At 60.4% G+C, this 18649-nt stretch carries 16 protein-coding genes; 5 read left to right on the forward strand and 11 right to left on the reverse strand.

Going from position 1 to position 18649, the window contains the following annotated elements; all coding sequences use genetic code 11:
* Nucleotides 1-101: 101 nt before the first annotated feature.
* On the forward strand, nt 102-1754 hold the full coding sequence (locus tag AC6I7Z_RS20750; RefSeq protein ID WP_497815708.1) for a methyl-accepting chemotaxis protein: 1653 nt from the start codon (nt 102-104) through the stop codon (nt 1752-1754).
* A gap of 135 nt (nt 1755-1889) precedes the next feature.
* Here AC6I7Z_RS20750 and yajD read toward each other — a convergent pair whose 3' ends face one another.
* The gene (gene yajD, locus AC6I7Z_RS20755; RefSeq protein ID WP_033790448.1) at nt 1890-2237 is read right to left on the reverse strand and encodes an HNH nuclease YajD; all 348 of its coding nucleotides are present in this window, start codon (nt 2235-2237) and stop codon (nt 1890-1892) included.
* A 121-nt stretch (nt 2238-2358) separates the two neighbouring features.
* On the opposite strand from yajD, the gene AC6I7Z_RS20760 reads away from it, so the two are divergent.
* Complete coding sequence (locus AC6I7Z_RS20760) at nt 2359-2658, forward strand: hypothetical protein (protein ID WP_497815709.1); 300 nt, start codon at nt 2359-2361, stop codon at nt 2656-2658.
* Nucleotides 2659-2689: 31 nt separating this feature from the next.
* Here AC6I7Z_RS20760 and AC6I7Z_RS20765 read toward each other — a convergent pair whose 3' ends face one another.
* The 5 genes from AC6I7Z_RS20765 to AC6I7Z_RS20785 form a co-directional block, all read right to left on the reverse strand.
* Entirely contained in the window at nt 2690-3337 is a 648-nt protein-coding gene (locus AC6I7Z_RS20765) for an anti-sigma factor (RefSeq protein WP_497815710.1), read from the reverse strand.
* Nucleotides 3334-3888, reverse strand: coding sequence for an RNA polymerase sigma factor (locus AC6I7Z_RS20770; RefSeq protein ID WP_497815711.1), 555 nt, complete (start codon nt 3886-3888; stop codon nt 3334-3336). The genes AC6I7Z_RS20765 and AC6I7Z_RS20770 overlap by 4 nt, the downstream gene beginning before the upstream one ends.
* 42 nt (nt 3889-3930) lie before the next feature.
* Nucleotides 3931-4494 (reverse strand): fasciclin domain-containing protein, encoded by a 564-nt coding sequence (locus AC6I7Z_RS20775; RefSeq protein ID WP_497815913.1) that lies wholly within the window; start codon nt 4492-4494, stop codon nt 3931-3933.
* A gap of 215 nt (nt 4495-4709) precedes the next feature.
* Nucleotides 4710-5741: a methionine synthase gene (locus AC6I7Z_RS20780; RefSeq protein ID WP_497815712.1), complete on the reverse strand. Its 1032-nt coding sequence runs from the start codon at nt 5739-5741 to the stop codon at nt 4710-4712.
* 26 nt (nt 5742-5767) lie between these two features.
* Nucleotides 5768-6751 (reverse strand): DUF1852 domain-containing protein, encoded by a 984-nt coding sequence (locus AC6I7Z_RS20785; RefSeq protein ID WP_497815713.1) that lies wholly within the window; start codon nt 6749-6751, stop codon nt 5768-5770.
* A gap of 406 nt (nt 6752-7157) precedes the next feature.
* Between AC6I7Z_RS20785 and AC6I7Z_RS20790 the strand changes: the two genes are divergently transcribed.
* Both AC6I7Z_RS20790 and AC6I7Z_RS20795 read left to right on the forward strand, forming a co-directional pair.
* A complete protein-coding gene (locus tag AC6I7Z_RS20790) occupies nt 7158-7928 on the forward strand; it encodes a transporter substrate-binding domain-containing protein (protein WP_497815714.1) in 771 nt (256 codons plus the stop codon).
* Nucleotides 7929-8001: 73 nt separating this feature from the next.
* Nucleotides 8002-9090, forward strand: a complete 1089-nt coding sequence (locus tag AC6I7Z_RS20795; protein ID WP_497815715.1) for a DUF2817 domain-containing protein — start codon at nt 8002-8004, stop codon at nt 9088-9090.
* Here AC6I7Z_RS20795 and AC6I7Z_RS20800 read toward each other — a convergent pair.
* Nucleotides 9075-9842 carry a HalD/BesD family halogenase gene (locus tag AC6I7Z_RS20800; protein WP_497815716.1) on the reverse strand — a complete coding sequence of 256 codons (768 nt, stop codon included), beginning with the start codon at nt 9840-9842 and terminating at the stop codon, nt 9075-9077. The genes AC6I7Z_RS20795 and AC6I7Z_RS20800 overlap by 16 nt on opposite strands.
* Before the next feature lie 98 nt (nt 9843-9940).
* Here AC6I7Z_RS20800 and AC6I7Z_RS20805 point away from each other — a divergent pair, with 98 nt between their 5' ends.
* A complete protein-coding gene (locus AC6I7Z_RS20805) occupies nt 9941-10876 on the forward strand; it encodes a LysR substrate-binding domain-containing protein (protein ID WP_497815717.1) in 936 nt (311 codons plus the stop codon).
* On the opposite strand, the gene AC6I7Z_RS20810 is transcribed toward AC6I7Z_RS20805, so the two are convergent.
* From AC6I7Z_RS20810 to AC6I7Z_RS20825, 4 genes are read right to left on the reverse strand one after another with little or no spacing between them, the layout of a single operon-like run.
* Entirely contained in the window at nt 10849-13047 is a 2199-nt protein-coding gene (locus tag AC6I7Z_RS20810; protein ID WP_497815718.1) for a glycoside hydrolase family 2 protein, read from the reverse strand. The two genes, AC6I7Z_RS20805 and AC6I7Z_RS20810, sit on opposite strands and share 28 nt — an antisense overlap.
* The gene (locus AC6I7Z_RS20815) at nt 13044-15740 is read right to left on the reverse strand and encodes a response regulator (protein WP_497815719.1); all 2697 of its coding nucleotides are present in this window, start codon (nt 15738-15740) and stop codon (nt 13044-13046) included. The genes AC6I7Z_RS20810 and AC6I7Z_RS20815 overlap by 4 nt, the downstream gene beginning before the upstream one ends.
* Before the next feature lie 9 nt (nt 15741-15749).
* On the reverse strand, nt 15750-17153 hold the full coding sequence (locus AC6I7Z_RS20820; RefSeq protein ID WP_497815720.1) for a DUF3131 domain-containing protein: 1404 nt from the start codon (nt 17151-17153) through the stop codon (nt 15750-15752).
* Nucleotides 17138-18634, reverse strand: coding sequence for a DUF3131 domain-containing protein (locus AC6I7Z_RS20825; RefSeq protein WP_497815914.1), 1497 nt, complete (start codon nt 18632-18634; stop codon nt 17138-17140). The genes AC6I7Z_RS20820 and AC6I7Z_RS20825 overlap by 16 nt, the downstream gene beginning before the upstream one ends.
* Between the last annotated feature and the right edge of the window lie 15 nt (nt 18635-18649).

An 18649-nucleotide genomic window follows, 5' to 3' on the forward strand; every position in this document is an offset into this window, starting at 1 on the left:
CGGTAATAAAATTAATTAAAGGCCTGGGGTTGCCGATGATAAGGAGGCTAAACCCTGCCTGAACGCATAAGGTCAGGGATGCTTACCTTATGGAGAACAGGATGAACATCACCCAACGCCTGCTGCTGGCATTTTCGCTGCTGTTTGGCGCGATTATTTTACAGGCCGTACTGGCTATCTCGCTGCTGTCCGGTTTTCAGGGCCGCTTCGAGTATGTGCAGGCCAACGCCATTCCCTCGATTAAAGATTTGGGGAAAATGATTGATGAAGGCAACCAGCTGGCGCTTATGCTCTACAAGCATCAGAGCCAGACCGAAGACGCGAAGTTTGCCGGCGTAGAAAAAGAGATCGCCGCGAGCCTGGCGCAGATCAAATCGCAGATCGACTACTACATGGCCAACGATATCTCTAACGACGAGGATAAACGCCTGACCAACCTCGCCTATGAGAATCTGCGCGCCATCAACGATCGGCTGCCGGCGTTTCTCGCCGCCTCTCATGCGCACCAGGACAGCCTGACGCTGGAGCTGATCGAAGGCAATGAGGGCGTCGGCGCGGCGATTCACCAGATGATTGCCGACTATCAGAAACAGCTGACGCTGAATATCGATACGAGCAACCAGCTGCGCGATGCCAACCGCAGCCAGTTCACCACCGTGCTGTGGGCCACCATCGGCGGCGTCATCGCCACCGTGGTGCTGTTCGGCCTCTTCTCCGCCTTTACCATTTTGCGCATTCGCCGCAGCCTGTCGGCGATGGGCAACGTGATGGCGCGCGCCAGCGACAATCTTGATCTGACGCTGAACGCCGACGAAAGCCGCCGCGATGAAATTGGCAATATGGCGCGCGCCTTTAACCACCTGATGCAGCGCGTCGCCTCGGCGCTCGCCTCGGTTAATCAGGCGTCGCAGTCGGTCAGCAGCGCATCGGTGCAGATTACCGCAGGCAACGAGGATCTCTCTTCGCGCACCGAGCAGCAGGCGGCGTCGCTGGAGCAGACGGCGGCCAGCATGACCGAACTGAGCGAGACGGTGCGTCAGACGGCGGATAATACCCGTCAGGCGAGCCAGCTGGCGGCCAACGCCAGCAGCCTCTCGGAGAAGAGCGGCGAATCGCTGACCACGATGCTGGCGACGATGGACAATATTCGCGGCAGCTCGCGCAAGGTAAACGAGATTGTTTCGCTGATCGAAGGCATTGCATTCCAGACCAATATCCTGGCGCTCAACGCCGCGGTAGAGGCGGCGCGCGCCGGCGAGCACGGCAAAGGCTTCGCCGTCGTGGCGGGCGAGGTAAGAAACCTGTCGCAGCGTTCAACCGCCGCCGCTCATGAGATCAAGGCATTGATTGAAGCGTCGCATCAGCTGACGGAAGCGGGCGCTGCGCAGGCGAGCGACGTAGGCCGCAATATGGACGTAATGAAAGACGCGATTCGTCAGGTGAGCGATCTGGTCGGCGAAATCGCCGCCGCCGCGGTCGAGCAGAGCCAGGGCATCGCGCAGGTGCATCAGGCGGTGAACCAGATGGATGACGTGACGCAGCAGAACGCCGCGCTGGTGGAAGAGGCGTCGGCAGCGGCGCAGTCGCTGCAGGAGCAGGCCAGCACGCTGACCGAGCTGGTCGGCAAGTTCCGCGTCGGCAACGATTTTGACGCTGCCGCGCCGCGTGCGCCAGCGGTGCAGCCTGCGCGTCTGCGCACCCCTGCGCCGCAGCGCGTCGCGCTGATCAACGAGGCGGACTGGCAGAGTTTCTGATGCGAAAAGCGGGGGAGGCCGCAACCGGCTGAGTCCCGTTAATGCGCAATGCAAATCCGGAAGCGAATACGCTTCCGGATTTTTTTATGCTTTTCCGCGCGGCGCGCGACCTGCTGGCTACCGCAGTTGACGACCTTATTTTTTCTTATTGAGCATCGCCTGCAGGTCAGCGAAGGGATTATAGGTGGCGGCGCCGATATCTTTTTGCGCATCTTCTCCCGCCACCACGCGGGTGCCGTACTGGTCCGCTTCGGTGTACTTCGAGTGTTCATGGTCATGACAGTAGAGGCACAAAAGCTCCCAGTTGCTGCCATCTTCGGGATTATTCGTGTGGTCGTGGTCGATATGATGAACGGTAAGCTCGCGCAGGTTGGAGTAAACAAACTCGCGCGCGCAGCGTCCGCACACCCACGGATAGATTTTCAGCGCTTTCTCGCGGTAGCCGCTTTCCAGCCGCGCGTAGTTTTTGGGGATCAAAGCCATGGTGGTTGTTACCTGTTAAATAATAGTGACTGTGCAAACCCAGCCGCAATGAACCTGAGCCGTGAGTCAGCGATTTCATTTTATAATAACTGTTATGCCGTCATTCAATGAGGAAAATAAGATGGACCAGCCATTCACGCAAGAAGAACAGCGGATAATCATGGAGACGCTGACGCGTCACGAGGAGGCGTTAATCAGACGGGTCGCCGAGGTTATCGCCGAAACGGAGTCCGCCGCCAATGCGGAGTTTGATGCAGCCGACATTCACTTTACTCAGCACTCGCCGGCAAACGCCGATTACCTGACCATTTTTCTCTTCGGCAAGCTATTTGACCGTCTGCACGAAGGCAATCTGTCAATGGGAGAGAAGATTTTAACGATGGAAGCGAAACGGCTCGGCATTAGCCTGCACGTGGATTAAGCGGCATGAGTCCTGACAGCATGTAGCCCGGCTATAGCTTCGCGCTGTACAACACCGGCCCTGTCGGCAGCCCCGTTTTCGAGCCGCCTTTTGGCTCCAGACTCACCGCCAGCACCGCGTTTTTCATCGAAAGCTGCCGGGCAATAGCGATATCGTTGACCGACTCGCCCGTAATCAGACCGAGTGACACGGGCGGCTGGCCCGCGGGTATCACCCACAGCTGCAGGCTTTTATCAGGCGCAACAGCCATTACTTCGACAGGCGAGAGTCTGATGCGATCGCGCGCGCCGTTCGCGCTGACGATCCACTGGCCGGTTTGCTGGGCGCCGTTGAGCACGGTGAGCGGCGTCAGCGCGGGCGGACGGAAGGCGAACGCGTAAAGGAGCACGGCGAGCACCAGCCCGGCAGCGGTAAGCCAGGGAAGGGCGCGCCCATAGCGCGGCGCTGGCTTTTTCTCCGGGAGCGCGAGCGCGATTTTTTTCCATACCGCTTCCGGCGGCGTCACCGGCGCCAGATGACTGTCCATACCGCGCAACAGAGCGGCCCAGCGCGCCGTTTCCTCGGCCAGCGCCGGCTCGCTCTTCAGCCTGCGCTGAAAACGCAGCCTGGCCGCGCCGCGCAGCGTGCCCAGCGCATACTCCGCCGCCAGCGCCTGGTCGCGCCGATCGTTTAGGCTCATAGTCCCACGCACTCCCGCAGATGCGCCAGACCGCGGCGGATCCAGCTTTTAACCGAGCCGACGGGCTGCTGCAGCCAGTCGGCGATATCGCTATGCGACATGCCCTGATAGTAGGCCAGGGAGATTGTCTGCCGCTGTTCGCTGCTTAAATTTTTCAGGCAGCGATGAAGACGCTCCGCCTGGTCGCTGTCGCGCGCCTCATCATGCAGGCCTGTTGCAGGTTTATCCCACTCGTCGCCTGCCGCCTCGTCAGACGGCGCTGGCCGTACCGCGCTGCTGCGCAGCCAGTCAATGCAGCGGTTGCGCACGATATGGGTCATCCAGGTCATGGGCGAACTGAGCGCGTGATTAAAGGTCGAGGCATTGTTCCAGACCGTAATGAAGCAGTCGTGCAGGACATCCTCCGCCCAGGCGCGATTGCGCAAAGTCCGTAACGCGACGGCGAACAGATAAGGGGAGGTGATGCGATAGAGCCGCTCAAACGCGAGGCGGTCGCCCTTGACGACCGCTTTCATTAACTGATTAAGCTGCTCAGCCTGCGTGGAGTCCATATTCTTTCCGGAATGGTTTAGCGCCAGTCCGAGTATAGGCAATTACTTCGGCATCAGAACAGTATCGATAACGTTAATCACGCCGTTCTTCTGATAGACGTCATAGGTGCTGATACTGGCGATATTGCCCTGAGCATCTTTAAGCTGAATATTGTGCGGGCCGTTATTCATAATCCACAGCGGCTGACCGTTTACCATTTTCAGTTCGGCATGGCCGCCGCCCTGTTTAATTTTCTGTTCCAGCGCCTTCATGTCATATTTTCCCGCTACGACGTGATAGGTCAGCACGCTGCTGAGCTTTGCCTTGTTTTCCGGTTTAAGCAGGCCATCTACCGCGCCCGCAGGCAATTTGGCGAATGCCGCGTTGGTCGGCGCAAATACCGTAAACGGCCCTTTGCCCTGTAAAGTCTCGGCCAGACCCGCCGCCTTAACGGCCGCCACCAGCGTGGTGTGATCTTTAGAATTTAATGCGTTTTCGACGATATTTTTCTGCGGATACATCGCTGCGCCGCCGACCATCACTGCGTCACTGTTCATCGCGGCCCATGCGCCTGCTGAAGCGAAAAGCGCGGCGAACACAACGGAAAGGCTGGTTAACTTTTTCATCATATATCCTCGTTTAAGGAGCAATAAGGTTGCTCACAAAGGGATATACGCGCGAGAAGGGGGAATGGATGCAGAGGGATAAAATTATTTTCAGATATGGGCTGCTGAGGCGCGTGGAGGGAAGCCTGGCTTCATCTTATGGCGAGAGTCTGCGCTGCAGCCCGGTCAGGCGGTGCCTGCCCGGGCTGCATTTTCACGTAGCGCGCGTCCCGACGTTACTTCGCCAGAAGCTCTTTTCTGACAATCTCAGCGCCCGCGCTCAACGCATTGAGCTTGCCGTTCGCCACGTGGCGCGGCAGCGGGATCATGCCGCAGTTGGTGCAGGGATAGAGCTTATCGGCGTCGACAAACTGCAGCGCCTTGCGCAGGGTGGCGGCCACTTCTTCCGGCGTCTCGACGGTGTTGGTCGCCACGTCGATGGCGCCCACCATCACTTTTTTGCCGCGAATCAGCTCAATCAGATCCATCGGCACGCGCGAGTTCTGACACTCCAGCGACACGATATCGATATTCGATTTCTGCAGCTTCGGGAAGATCTCTTCATACTGACGCCATTCCGTTCCCAGCGTCTTTTTCCAGTCGGTATTGGCTTTGATGCCGTAGCCGTAGCAGATATGCACCGCCGTTTCGCACTTCAGGCCTTCAATGGCCCGCTCCAGCGTCGCGATGCCCCAGTCATTCACTTCATCGAAGAAAACGTTAAAGGCAGGCTCGTCGAACTGGATAATATCCACGCCGGCCGCCTCAAGTTCTTTCGCTTCCTGGTTAAGAATTTCGGCGAACTTCCACGCCAGTTTTTCGCGGCTCTTATAGTGGCTATCGTAAAGCGTATCGATCATCGTCATCGGACCAGGCAGCGCCCATTTAATCGGCTGGCTGGTCTGCTGACGTAAGAATTTCGCATCCTCGACGAAAACCGGCTTCGGACGGCTCACTTCGCCAACCACGGTCGGCACGCTGGCGTCGTAGCGATCGCGAATTTTCACGATCTCGCGCTTTTCAAAATCGACGCCGCTCAGGTGTTCGATAAAGGTAGTGACGAAATGCTGCCGCGTCTGCTCGCCATCGCTGACGATATCGATACCGGCCTGAAGCTGATCCGCCAGGCATAAGCGCAGGGCATCGTTTTTGCCGTCGACTAATTCGCGACCCTCTAATTTCCACGGCGACCAGAGCACCTCTGGCTGCGCCAGCCAGGAAGGTTTAGGCAAGCTGCCGGCGGTAGAGGTAGGTAATAACTTTTTCATTAAACGTGACCCTGTCGGTTAAATAATCAAAGAACGGAATGAACAGCCCATTGCTCAAGAAGCGTCTGATAGGGTTTGATAAAGTTCTCTTCGGTGAACTTACCCTGCTCAACGGCCAGCTGGCTACGTTCTTCGCGGTCGTAAACAATGCGCGTTAAAGAGTAATCCTGATGATTCAGATCCGGCTGATAGCATTTTCCCGCCGCTGAATTGGCGTTATAGATCTCAGGCCGGTAAATTTTCTGGAACGTCTCCATGGTGCTGATGGTGCCAATCAGCTCGAGGTTGCTGTAGTCGGCCAGCAGGTCGCCGCTAAAATAGAAGGCCAGCGGGGCGACGCTATTGAGCGGCATAAAATAGCGCACCTGTAGCCCCATTTTGGCAAAGTAGCGGTCGGTTAATGAGGGCTGGTCTTGCTGATATTCGACGCCCAGCACCGGGTGATGATTATTGGTGCGGTGATAAACGTTTTTGCTGGAAACGCTCAGGCAGATAACCGGCGACTTTTGAAAGCACTCTTTATAAGCCGCCGACGCAACGAATCCCTTGAAGATGGCGCCGTGCAGATCGCCGAAATCCTCAGGAAGGGTGAATTCCGCTTTATTTCTGTTGTGCTCATGGAGCCGTACGCTGAAATCGTAATCGCGCACGTAAGACGAGAAGTTATTGCCTGGAATACCTTCGATACGCTGGCTGGTTTTGCGGTCGATGATAGTAGGTCTTAATATTTCAATCACCGGAAAGGTTGCGCGGCGGCCCTCCGTCTCGATAATCATTTCAGCGGAAATAATATCGACTTCGACGGCATAGCGATCGCTGTTCGGGTTATCCCACTGCGCCAGCGAATTGAAACGGTTGTCAATCATCGCCAGCGCGTTGCGCAGATTCTGCTGGCGTTTTTCACCTCGGGCCAAATTGGCAAAGTTGGTGGTGATGCGCGTATTTTCCGAGGGATTATAATTTTCGTCGAAACGAAGCGTTTTAATCGTAAAGTTGCAGGGCTGGGTCATTTTAATCTGGCATCCTAATGAGTGATGGACAATCTGGCGTTAATTCTTTCTTTTCAGGATATCCCGATTTGTTAAGCTGCTATCTCGTTCACAACTTTTCGCGTTACCAATACTTAACATCCATGTATCTTTTATGCCTGAGTCGGGAATCAACGAAAAGTGATATAAATTCAACGAACATGAAGCATTTTCATGATCGCCTCGGCGGTCAGGCGAAGGACAGAGCAAGCGCGGCATAAAAAAGCAGGCGTTAAGCAAAACTTAATGGGGCGGATAAATTCGCTAACGTATTAACAAATATAAGAATTAACTCTAGATCGGCTCGCTTTTTCGGTGGTGGCCGCATGCCCGACATGCTATTAACTCTGGATGACGTTTTATCCTTGCCCGCCTGCTGGAGAGAATAATGAAAAAGAGTCTGTCCTTCGCTTTACTGCTGTCGCTGGGCGCGTTAAGCCCGTTTGCGCTGGCCGACCAGACGCTGCGCTTTGGCGTCGATCCGACTTTTCCGCCGTTTGAATCCAAAGCCAGCGATGGCTCGCTGCAGGGTTTTGATATCGAGCTGGGCAACGCCATCTGCGCGCAGGCGAAGGTCACCTGCCAGTGGGTGCAGATCGGCTTTGACAGCAGCATTCCCGCGCTGCAGGCGAAGAAGTTCGATGCGATCCTGTCGGCGATGTCGATGACGGAAAAACGCCGCGAGCAGGTCGACTTCAGCGCGATGATCTACAACACGCCCAGCGCGCTGCTGACGCCGAAGAACAGCGCGCTGACGGACGATATCCGCACGCTGCGCGGCAAGTCGATCGGCGTGGCGCAGGGCACCATTCAGGAAACCTACGCCAAAGCGAAGTGGGCGGCGCAGGGCGTCAATATCGTCTCCTACCCGAACCAGATGGAGATCTACCCGGATCTGGTGGCTGGCCGGCTTGACGCTTCGCTGGCGAACGCGGTGTCGGCGGCGCAGGGCTTCCTCAATACGCCCGAAGGCAAAAACTACGCGATCCAGGCGACGCTGGTCGATAAAGAACTGCTCGGCAACGGCGTCGGCATCGGCCTGCGCAAGGGCGACGCCGCGAATCTCAAGCTGATCAACGACGCGCTGGCGCAGCTGCACGCCAACGGCACCTACGATCGGCTGGCGAAAAAGTATTTCGCCTTTAAGGTTTACCCATAAGCCGCGCTGCGCGTCGCCCTTCGCCGCTGGCTGGTTGAGGGGCGGCCCGCCGCTGCCAGCCACAGGAAATCCCATGTCCGATCTGCCGCATTACGCTTCCCAACGCGCCCGTTTTGTCGCCGCCGTCGAGCGCCAGAAGGGCGTTCTGACCGCTTACCGGCATCCGCTGCCCGGCCCGCAAGGCGAAGCGCTTTTCACCGATGTCGCGGTGCTGGGCGATCCCCAGGCCGCTAACCTGATGCTGATTATTTCCGGCACCCACGGCGTAGAGGGTTATTACGGCTCCGACAGCCAGATTGCGTGGCTCAATCGCTTTCATCTCACCGCCTTGCCCGACGACACCGCGATCGTGCTGCTGCATCTGCTCAATCCCTGGGGCGCCGCGCATCTGCGGCGCGTCAATGAAGACAACATCGATCTCAATCGCAATTTTATCGACTTCGCCCAGACGCCGCCCGCGAATGCAGCCTATGCCGACTATCACCCTTTTTACCACGGCGAACGCGCTCAGGCCGATCGGCTGCTGCAGGCGGCCCTCGACGGCGCGGGCTGGGCCACGATAAAGCCGGTGGTGGAAGCGGGGCAGTATCATTTTGCCGACGGCCTGTTTTATGGCGGCGCGCAGCCCAGCTGGTCTTACCGCACTCTGCAAGCGATTGTTGAACATCATCTCGCGCGCGCGACGACCATTCTCAGCTTCGATTTGCATACCGGCGCGGGCGCGTGGGGACATCCGATGCTGCTCTCGATCGCCGAACGTCCCGTCGCCGCACATCAGTGGGGGAAAACGCTGTATGGCGAATGGCTGACTCTGCTGTTCACCGGCGCCGGACGAGAGAGCGAAACCGGCGTAACCGCCACCGCCACCGGCTATCTCTCGCAGTTCCTGCTGGACGCCTTGCCCGATACGTATATTTTGCCGCTGGTGGTGGAGTGCGGCACCTTTCCCGGCGAGGAGATGCATCGCCGCGTGCGCGACGATCACTGGCTGCACTTGCAGGGCGATGCGGCCAGCGAGGCAGGGCGCGCCATCAAACAACAGCTGGTAGAAGGGTTCTGGCCAGCAGACCGCGACTGGCGCGATCTGGCGGCCTTTCGCACCCAGCAGATTTTTACGCGCGGCTGGAACGGTTTACTCGGTCTGGATCACAGCCGTCCGTAAAAGGTCATGCGCGCCGTCTCGGAGAGCGCGACGCCCGGCTGGGTATTGTACGCCAGCACGGCCAGCATACGCGTGATATCGCCTTCGGTCGGCGTTACCCGGTGCAGCGAATTGCGGCCGCGAAACAGCACCAGGTCGCCGGGGTCGATCTCCAGCGCCGCCACCGGCCGGCGCTGATCCAGCACCTCGGCCACGCCGTCGAAGTTCATCTCGCCAGCCTCGGCGTCACGCAGATCCTTCACATACTGGAACAGGCCGCCGCCGCGCGGCTTCTGCACCAGCAGGGTGATGGCGAAAGAGGAGTTGTCAAAGTGCCAGCCAAGCTCCTGCCCGTCAGGGGCGTAGTGCAGGTTGATGGAGGAGAGCGGATCGGCGTAGGGGTAGAGCGCGCTTTCTCCCAGCACATCGCACAGGAACTGTTTAAACAGCGCGTCGTTGTAGAGCTGGCGCAGCGGCGACGCGGCGGCGATCAGATCGTCGGTAATACAGCCTTTGGTGCTGTTCACATCGCGATTGCGCGGGTGATCGGCGCTGTAGGCCGCATCGGGTTTCATCAGATAGACGTTGTGCTTGCTGAGGGTGTGGAAAGCCAGATGGCGCTGCGCCTCGCCTTCGGCAACGATCGCCTGCAGCGCGGCAGGCTGTAAAAACTGACGCAGCACCAGCGCGCCGTGCTGATTGAGCTGTTCGCGGCAATCGCGCCGCCAGCGGGCGTCGGCAAGCGGGTGTAAATCGAAACGGATCAAGTTCATAGCGGCGGTTCTCATCATAGCAGGTGGATAAAAACTGTAACCCGCTGATATGTTGCTGCATAACGATAGTTATTTAACGACCTGTTAAGGAAAGATTAATGCCCGCTCAGTCGCCGCGTTTACCTAAAATCAGCGTTATTCAGTCGTTCAAGGTCGCCGCCGAGCTGGGCAGCCTGGCGAAAGCGGCCGCCCAGCTGGCGCTGACGCCCGCTGCGGTAAGCCAGCAGATCCGTCAGTTAGAGGAGCAGCTCGGCAGCGCGCTTTTCCTGCGCACGCAGAGCGGCGTTATGCTCACGGAAACCGGCAAAGAGTACCTGCGCTATGTGAGCGAAGCCTTCGATATTTTGCAGCTCGGGCAGCAGAACCTGCGGCACGCCGCCGTCATGCCGAAGCTGACGCTCTATGCGCTGCCGGCGCTGGCCTCAAAGTGGCTGTTGCCCAATATTATGCAGTGGCGCGAACGCTGTCCCGATATCGATCTCTCGCTGCACGGCACCCACGCGCAGGTGGATTTCAACGCCACGCCGGCCGATTTCGTGATCTGTTTCGGCGAGGAGCGCTATCCGCAGCTCGATAAGCAGCGCCTGTTTGTGGATGAGGTGATGCCCGTGGCCAGCCCGTCGCTGCTTCAGCGCTATCCGCTGGGGCACGCGCTGGAACAGGCGCCGTTGATTCATCTCGACTGGGGCAATGAGGGGCGTTTTCTGCCGGACTGGCGTAGCTGGCAGCAGGCCAGAGGCGCGGCGACGCCGACGACACGGCCATCGCTCAGCTTTAACCTGACTTCGCTGGCGATTGACGCCGCGGTCGCCGGCGCGGGTTTGCTGTTAGGGCAGAAACGGCTGATCGCCGCGGAGCTGGCGCGCGGCGATCTGGTGGCGATTGATGCGCTGAGCCTGCCGCTCAGCAAAGCCTATTATCTCGCCTGGCCGCAGCGCTCGCGCAGCCAGCCGGGCAGCGAAGCGGTGATAGCCTGGCTCGCCCAGCTCGCAGCAGAACCGGCGGTTTACGGCGTCACGCCAAACTCCATCTGATTACGCGCCAGGGTTTTATTGTCGCTATCGACAATACGCGTCGTAACGCGCAGCGCTCCCGTGCGTGACGGTGTCACCGGAAGCTCAACCACTTTTTTACCGCTGTCGGCGGCGATATCAACCGGCTGCTTGCCCTGCGCCAGCACGCTGTCGCCCTGGACAATGCGCCACTCCAGCTGGCTGCCGTGGTAAGCGACCGGCAGATCGTTAATGGCCCACAGGTTGATTTGCCCCGGCTGGCCTGCCTTCCAGTCGAGCCTGCTGGGCTCTATCGACGGCAGCAGCGGCTGATAGGCGCGCTGCATCGCAAAGTAGCCCGCTTTCGGCTGGCGCAAATAGTCAACGACGCCCCAGTTAGCGGAGGGCCAGGTCTCCACGAACATAAACTGAAACAGCGCGGTGACCGGCTGAAAACGCTGACGCCGGTAGCTTTCCGCAGCGATGGCGACCAGCCGCGCCTGATAGCGCTGGGTATTGGCGATAAAGCTCTGAATAGAGTCGCCGCGGGAAATTTTCGCGTTCTGAAAAGTCTGGATAGGCTGAAAATTATGATACTTCCAGCGCGCCCACTTCGGATCGCCCGGCTGGGTAGTGGCAGGCCAGAGATCGCTGCGCGGAATAAAGGTGCGCAGCGTGGCGAGCCGGGGCAGCGCCTGAGCGCCGAACTCGGTGATGGTGGCGGTTTTCGCCGGCTCCAGCAGATTCGCCAGCGAGCCGAAATACCAGCCTGCCCAGTAGTGCTCTTCAACGGCGGAGAAGGGGTGCACAATGCGGCTGGTGTCCTGCGCCAGCGTATCGGCGACGCGCTGCATCAGGTTGCGGTTGAGATCCTGATGCCAGTCGGGAAAGCGCTTGCCCATCCACGGCGAGTTGAACGGCGGTTCGTTTTGTCCGCCCCAGACCACCACCGCAGGCGAGTTGCCGAACTGCTCCACCATCTCCTGCGTCTGTCTGACCGCGTTGTCGGCGAAGGCGGCCGTATCGTTATAGCCCCACTGCAGCGGCACATCCTGCCAGATCATCAGCCCGCGCTCGTCTGCCGCCTGGTAGAGCGCGCGGCCCGCCACATGACCATGCACGCGGATGGCGTTGGCGTTCATCCGCTCCACCATATCGAAATCGCGCGCGTAGCGCGCCCTGGTCATGGTGCTGAGCCAGGGTGAGCCGATGTAGTTGGTGCCGCGAATAAACAGCCGCTGGCCGTTAACCAGCCAGCCCTGATTTTGCGCCTGCTCCACCACCTGACGCAGTCCGGTGCGGCTGCTGCGCTGGTCGAGTACGCCCTGGTCGTCGCGCAGTTTCACCTCGACCTGATAGAGCGCGGGCTTGCCGTAGCCCTTCGGCCACCAGAGCTGCGCCTTCGGCATCGGCAGCGTGACGGCGATGCGCTGCGCTGCGTCGCCGCTCGGCTGCAGCGCCACGGCCTGCGAGAGGCGATAGGTTTCGCCGCTGAAATTATCGGGCCGCGCGGTGAGATCCAGCGTCGCCGCCTTCGCCGCCGGGGCGCGATAGACGAACTCGACGCGCAGGCGCGGCTGCGTCAGCCCCTGCGACCAGTCGGGCCTGAGGATCACATTATCGATCGCCACGCTGCGGCTGAGGCGTAATCTCACCGGCGACCAGATGCCGCCGGAGTTGGCGTCCTGCCCCTGCGGCGACCAGGCGCCCCCAGGCCGGGAGTCGTGCTGGTTCAGAATGCCTTTCATCAGGTTTTTGCGCAGCGGCCAGTTCTTTTGCGGATCTTCGAACGGGCTGTCGACGCGCACCGCCAGCCGGTTATAGCGCCTCAGGCTGTCGGTAATATCGACGGCGAAGCGCTGAAAATAGCCTTCATGCCGCGCCAGTTTCTTGCCGTTGAGCCAGACGTCGGCAAAGTAGTCAACGCCGTCGAACTCCAGCGTCGCCAGCCGATCGGCGTCCGGCTTGCGCAGGGAAAATTCGGTGCGATACCAGAGCGCGCCCTGATGATCCCAGCCGGCGCTGTACCAGTTTGCCGGCACGCGCAGCTTGCGCCACGTCCGATCGCTGCCGCGCCAGCCGACAAAATCGGCGTCGTTGCCGTCATGGGCGCGCCACTCGCCCGCCAGCGACCAGCTCTGCGGCGGCGGAAGCGGCGCGGCGTACAGCGGCGCGCAAATCAGGACGCTCAGCGCCAGGGCGTAACGCATCATAGCTTCTCCTGCAGGTGGCGTAGTTGAGTGAAGAGCGCATCCGACTGCTGCTCAAGTTCGGTTGTCAGCGCGGCGCTCTCCAGCTGCGCCTCATCGCGCGCCGACTCCTCCAGCGCCTGTAGATAGCGCGTGAAGGCGTCGAAGCCAAAAGTGGAGGCTTCACCGCGCAGCTTATGCGCCAGCCGGCGTATGCGGGTCATATCCTGTTCGCAGAGCGCGCTTTTCAGCTGCGCGATCATCTCCGGCAGTCCGTCAGCGAACAGCGCCAGCAGCTCGCTCAGCAGCGCGTCGTCCAGACCGAGCCGCGCCGCCAGCGTCTGCCGATCGGGCGGCGGCGAGGGCGCGGCGGGCTGCGCGGGCGTCGGCAGCGTGACCACGCGCAGGATCTCGTCATTTAGCGATTCCAGGCTGACCGGCTTCGACAGATAGCCGTCGAAGCCGTGCTGCAGGCAAAACTCTTTATCGCCCTTCATGGCGTGCGCCGTCATGGCGATGATGCGCTGGTGCGCCTGTCCGGGACGGCTCGCTTCGCGCTCGCGGATCAGGCGCGTCGCCTGCTCGCCATCCAGTTCAGGCATCTGCAAATCCATCAGGATCAGATCCCAGCTCGCTTTATCCAGCTGCTCCAGCGCTTCGAGGCCGTTGCCGACAATGGCGAACTGATGGCCGAGCCGCGTCAGGAAATGCGCGGCCAGCTTCTGGTTCACCAGGTTATCCTCAGCCAGCAGAATGCGCAGCGGCCGCTCCGCGCTGGCGGCAAGCTCGCGCGGCGGCGCAAGGGGCGCGACGGCGCTGGTGGGCTGAAGCGCCAGCGCCTGTCTGATGACGTCATACAGCTCGCGCTGGTCAACAGGTTTGCCGAGAAAGTAGTTCACGCCGATGCGGGCGAGCTGATCGGCGTCCATCACGCGGCTCATCGAACTGAGCATAATGATCTGGCTGTCGGCCAGCGCGGGCGTCGCTTTGATCTCCTGCGCCAGCGTCATGCCGTCTTTATCCGGCATCTGCGCATCCAGCAGGATCAGCGAAAAGCCGGGATGTTGCTGTAGAATCGCCAGCGCCTCGTCGGCGCTGGCCGCCAGGCTCGGCAGCAGCCCCATATTGCGCAGCATATCGCTCATGATATGGCGGTTGGTGGCGTTATCGTCTACCACCAGCACCGGCACGCTGCCGAAGCGCGGCGAGGTTTTCAGGGCGTCGCTGACGGGTTGATGCGGCGCGGGCAGGGTAAAGCTGAACACGCTGCCTTTGCCCGGTTCGCTCTGCACGCTCAACTCGCCGCCCAGGATCTCCACCAGCCGCGCCGAGATGGTCAGCCCCAGCCCGGTGCCGCCATATTTGCGCGTGGTCGAGGTATCCGCCTGGCTGAAGGATTCAAAAATCAGCTGCTGCTTGTCAGCGGGAATGCCGATGCCGGTGTCGCGCACCTGGAAGCGCAGCCTGTTGCTCTGCTCGTCGCGACGCACGGATAGCTCTACCTCGCCGGAAGGGGTGAACTTCAGCGCATTGCTGGCCAGATTGGTCAGCACCTGTCGCAGCCGCACGCTGTCCGCCGTCAGCAGATCGGGCACGTCCGGCGCGACGTTGACCAGCAGCTCGACATTCTTTTCCGACGCGCTGGGCATCAGCGGCCGCATCAGCGCATGCAGAAAACCGCGCAGCTGGAACTCCTCCTCGTCCAGCTCGATCTTGCCCGCCTCAATCTTGGAATAATCGAGAATATCGTTGATGACGCGCAGCAGCGTATGGGCCGAGTGGTAGACCAGCGTCATATATTCGCGCTGCTCGGCGGTGAGCTGGGTATCGAGACAGAGCTGGGTCATGCCGAGAATGCCGTTCATCGGCGTGCGGATTTCGTGGCTCATATTGGCGAGGAAAATACTCTTCGCCTCGTTTGCCGCCCGCGCGGCGGCCAGCGCCTGTAGCGAAAGCTCTTCCGCCTCTTTGCGTTTGGTGATGTCCTGCAGCGTGCCGATGACGCGCGCGGTCTCGCCGCTGACGGTGAGGCTCGCCACCTGGCCGGAAAGCAGCATCCAGCGATAGTTTCCGTTACGGTGTAACAGACGGATCTCGCTCTCGAACACCGGCAGCTGCTGATTGCTGGCGCTGGAGAAGAGCTGCTGCAGCGGCTCGCGGTCGTCGGGATGCAGCAGCGTATCGAGGAAACTGGCGCTGTAGTGCCAGGTCTCGCGCGGGTAGCCCAGCATATTGAGCAGCGCGTCGTTGACCTGCAGCAGATCTTTTTGCTGCTGCCAGTCCCAGATGCCGATCTGGGTGGATTCCGCCGCCAGCACGAAGTCGGCGTGCAGCTGGTTGCGCGACTCGCTGATGGGTTCGAAACCCGTGATATCAATATGCAGGCTGACGATGCCGCCTTCCGGCGTGCGGTTGTGCTGCACAAAGACCTGCCGGTTGCCGATGCGGCGCATTTCGCTGTGGTTATCCAGGCGGCAGCGGCTGACCAGATTCTCAATCATCGCCTGCCGGCTCTGCTGATTTTCCGTCATATAGGCGGAGGCGATAAAATCCTCCGCCAGCTGCGTCAGCGTGATGCCCAGGCGAATGCGCGCCTCTATGCCGGGATAGAAGCGCACCACCTGCTTGTTGAAGGCGATCAGACGCTCCTGGTCGTCATACATCAGTACCGCCGCGCGCAGCGAATCGAGCGCTTTAGGAAGCTGGCTTTCAGGCATCACGCCTCCTTAATTGGGGCTGCCGCGCTGGGCGGCGTAGTTAACAGGAAAACAGCGGTTCGGGGTGGTGAAAGGGTCCTCCAGCTGCCGCCGGAAATAGCTCTGCTCGCCGGGTTCGCTGTCGCGCAGCAGCGCGCCCATATTGGCCTTGAACAGCAGCGCCTCCAGCACCATGGCGTTGGTGGTGAGCGTAATGGCGCGGTTGTAGTCGCCGGTCGCCTCGACGCGTCCTTCGAACCAGCCGCGCTGCGGATCGTTCTGCCGCTGGGTCATCGCCATCAGCGCATCGGTAAAGGGCGTTTGCCACAGCGCCCAGAGTCCGAAAACGGCGCGGGTCGACACCTGCGCCAGACGCGGCACCCATTTGCCGTCGTCAGCCAGCGTATTCCAGGCGTAGCCGTTGGCGAAGATGGTGTCGTTAACGTGCCAGGGCGGCGCGGAGATATTGAAATCGCTGCGGGCGGTCAGGATATTTTTCTGCTGCCAGCGCATCTCCTGCACGCGATAGACATTGCTGGCGCGCTGGCGCTGAAGCGTCACGATATCGCGATCGGCGCCGGGCAGCGTCCAGGCGTACTCCATGCCGCTCAGCACGTAGGGCGTGGTGGTAATCGCGGCGGGCGTCCAGGTGGTGCGCGGATCGCGCGCGTCGATATCGAGCGCCAGCCCGTCGATAATCACATGCTGCGACGGCGGACGCAGCGACTGGTCGTTGGCGAAGCCCCAGAGACCGAAGCCTGCCGCGCCGTATTCGCTGTCGCCAAGCCGGCCTTCCGCCTGCGGCGTCAGTTTTCCATCGCGCATCTGCCCGGCGTAGAGCTGCCCTTTGCTGTCCACCACGCGGCAGAAGTCCCAGCGTAAAATCACGCGCTCCAGGTATTCGCTGTACTGGGGATGAAACGACGCCACGATGCGCAGCGCCATCATCAGCCGCGCCATATCTTTCGCCGACCAGCCGATCACCTGCGGCGTATTGGCGTAGCCCACCATTGCGACGCTGGCGGCGCTGTAGAGCAGATTCGGCACGTTCGCCGAGGTGAGCGGCAGCCGGTTCAGGGTGCCCAGAATCAGCGTCAGGCGGCGATCGAACGCCTCGTCGTCGATCAGATCGAGCTGGCGCGCCGCCGTGAGGGCGATCAGGGTATCGCCCATCTGCCACAGGCTGACCACCGGCCGCTTATCGCTGCCGTTCACCAGCCCGGTTTGCGGCTGCGCGTTGTTCTCGAAGTAGCGCCAGGCGATGGTCGCCCAGCGTCGCTCCTGCTCGTTGAGCGCGCCCAGCCGCGCGGTGGTGTGCCAGCCGCCGTTAACCAGCCAGCGCCAGCCCGCCCCCTGGTTCCAGGCCAGCAGGCCAGCAGCCAGCGCGAGCGCCAGCAGCAGCGCGAGGAGGAGACGAATTACTGTTTTAGGCATGTCGTCGCCACCGGCGGTAACTTAACGGGCGCCTGGCTGTCGCAGCGCGCGCATTTGCACGCCTGACACGACGGGGCGCTGCGCACGGCGGTGCCGCTCTGCTCGCACCAGTTTTTTATGCCTGGCGTGACGTTAAGGAACGGGCGGTTGCGCGGCGTGTTGTTGGGTTCAAAGATATCAACCAGCCGTTTCTCCCACACAGAGGGCGCATAGCTGGCCTTACGCGGATCGTTGCTGTTGAAGCGCAGCAGCTTGCCTTCTTTTTTGAACAGCAGCGCCTCCATCATGATGCCGTTGTTATTGGCGGTGAACTCTTTAATCGGCCCGTCGCCGTTTTCATACAGACCTTCGTAATAGCCTTTACCCTTTTCGTCGGCATTCTCTATGGTGTCGAACAGGCGGTCGGTATAGGGCGAATCCCACAGCACCCACATGCCGAGCGCGGCCTTGAGCGAAACCGCCGCGACGTTGGGCACGTACTGGCCTTTGTCGGTAATGGTGTTCCAGTTGTAGCCGTCGCTAAACACCGTGTCGTACACGAAGTAGGGCGATTTATCGAGCTGGTGCTCCGAGCGCGCCGTGAGCGTCCCGGTGATCATGTAGCGGTTTTCCTGCGCCTGATAGACGCGGTCGGCGAAGTTTTTCATCCACGGATGGCTAAAGTCGCGCGCATCGTTATCGCGATCGTCGGCGTTGTCCCAGCCCATCTCCAGACCGTGCAGGAGGTAAGATTCGGTCACCACGTAGTTATGCTGGTTGGTCATGCGCGGATCGCGCGTGTCGTAGGGCACCAGCACGCAGTAGATATCCGCCAGCGCGTATGGCTCGGGCCGGCTCGCCTGGCAGGTGGTAAAGCCCCACAGCTGGTAGCCCGACGCGGCGTACTCTTCATAGCCGAGTCGACCTTCCTGCACGTACTGCGGCTGTTTTTTGCCGTCGAGATAGGCGCCGTAAAGCGTGCCGCAGTCATCCACCACGTGGGTGAAATCCCAGCCGAGCACCACGTTGTCGATGCTGTTGCCGTGCTCCGGGTAGCGCTCTTTGATGATTTTCAGCCACAGCAGCATGCGGCCGATATCGATGGCGGAGAAGCCGATCTCGCCGGGTTTGTTCAGGTAGTCCACTTTCTGGCCGGTAATGGTGTTGTACGCCTTATTGGGCACCTGGTTCTGGAACAGCACCAGTTTGTTTAGCGTCGCCATAAACTGCAGCAGCCGCCGGTCGAATTCCGCTTTATCGATGATGCCAAGCTCGCGCGCCGCCGTCAGCGCCGCCAGATAGGAGGCGCTGTCCCACATGGTGGTGGAGGGATATTTGTTAACCGCGTTCACCAGGCCGGTGGTGGGCTGCGTGTTGGCCACAAAATAGGCCCAGGCGTTTTTCGCCACCGCCATTTCGCGCTCGGTCAGTTCGCCGTGACGCACTTTGTAGTCGGACGCCGGCAGGCTCACCGCCGCCTGAATCGCAGGCGCCAGAAGCATCAGCGCAGCCAGCAG

Source organism: Pantoea sp. X-Soil-MYKO-1289 (genome assembly GCF_059730625.1).

Excerpts from the sequence above, each read along its gene's own strand:
- AC6I7Z_RS20750 (WP_497815708.1), top strand. The coding sequence starts at position 102 with ATGAACATCACCCAACGCCTGCTGCTGGCATTTTCGCTGCTGTTTGGC.
- yajD (WP_033790448.1), bottom strand. The coding sequence starts at position 2,237 with ATGGCTTTGATCCCCAAAAACTACGCGCGGCTGGAAAGCGGCTACCGC.
- AC6I7Z_RS20760 (WP_497815709.1), top strand. The coding sequence starts at position 2,359 with ATGGACCAGCCATTCACGCAAGAAGAACAGCGGATAATCATGGAGACG.
- AC6I7Z_RS20765 (WP_497815710.1), bottom strand. The coding sequence starts at position 3,337 with ATGAGCCTAAACGATCGGCGCGACCAGGCGCTGGCGGCGGAGTATGCG.
- AC6I7Z_RS20770 (WP_497815711.1), bottom strand. The coding sequence starts at position 3,888 with ATGGACTCCACGCAGGCTGAGCAGCTTAATCAGTTAATGAAAGCGGTC.
- AC6I7Z_RS20775 (WP_497815913.1), bottom strand. The coding sequence starts at position 4,494 with ATGAAAAAGTTAACCAGCCTTTCCGTTGTGTTCGCCGCGCTTTTCGCT.
- AC6I7Z_RS20780 (WP_497815712.1), bottom strand. The coding sequence starts at position 5,741 with ATGAAAAAGTTATTACCTACCTCTACCGCCGGCAGCTTGCCTAAACCT.
- AC6I7Z_RS20785 (WP_497815713.1), bottom strand. The coding sequence starts at position 6,751 with ATGACCCAGCCCTGCAACTTTACGATTAAAACGCTTCGTTTCGACGAA.
- AC6I7Z_RS20790 (WP_497815714.1), top strand. The coding sequence starts at position 7,158 with ATGAAAAAGAGTCTGTCCTTCGCTTTACTGCTGTCGCTGGGCGCGTTA.
- AC6I7Z_RS20795 (WP_497815715.1), top strand. The coding sequence starts at position 8,002 with ATGTCCGATCTGCCGCATTACGCTTCCCAACGCGCCCGTTTTGTCGCC.
- AC6I7Z_RS20800 (WP_497815716.1), bottom strand. The coding sequence starts at position 9,842 with ATGAACTTGATCCGTTTCGATTTACACCCGCTTGCCGACGCCCGCTGG.
- AC6I7Z_RS20805 (WP_497815717.1), top strand. The coding sequence starts at position 9,941 with ATGCCCGCTCAGTCGCCGCGTTTACCTAAAATCAGCGTTATTCAGTCG.
- AC6I7Z_RS20810 (WP_497815718.1), bottom strand. The coding sequence starts at position 13,047 with ATGATGCGTTACGCCCTGGCGCTGAGCGTCCTGATTTGCGCGCCGCTG.
- AC6I7Z_RS20815 (WP_497815719.1), bottom strand. The coding sequence starts at position 15,740 with ATGCCTGAAAGCCAGCTTCCTAAAGCGCTCGATTCGCTGCGCGCGGCG.
- AC6I7Z_RS20820 (WP_497815720.1), bottom strand. The coding sequence starts at position 17,153 with ATGCCTAAAACAGTAATTCGTCTCCTCCTCGCGCTGCTGCTGGCGCTC.
- AC6I7Z_RS20825 (WP_497815914.1), bottom strand. The coding sequence starts at position 18,634 with ATGCTTCTGGCGCCTGCGATTCAGGCGGCGGTGAGCCTGCCGGCGTCC.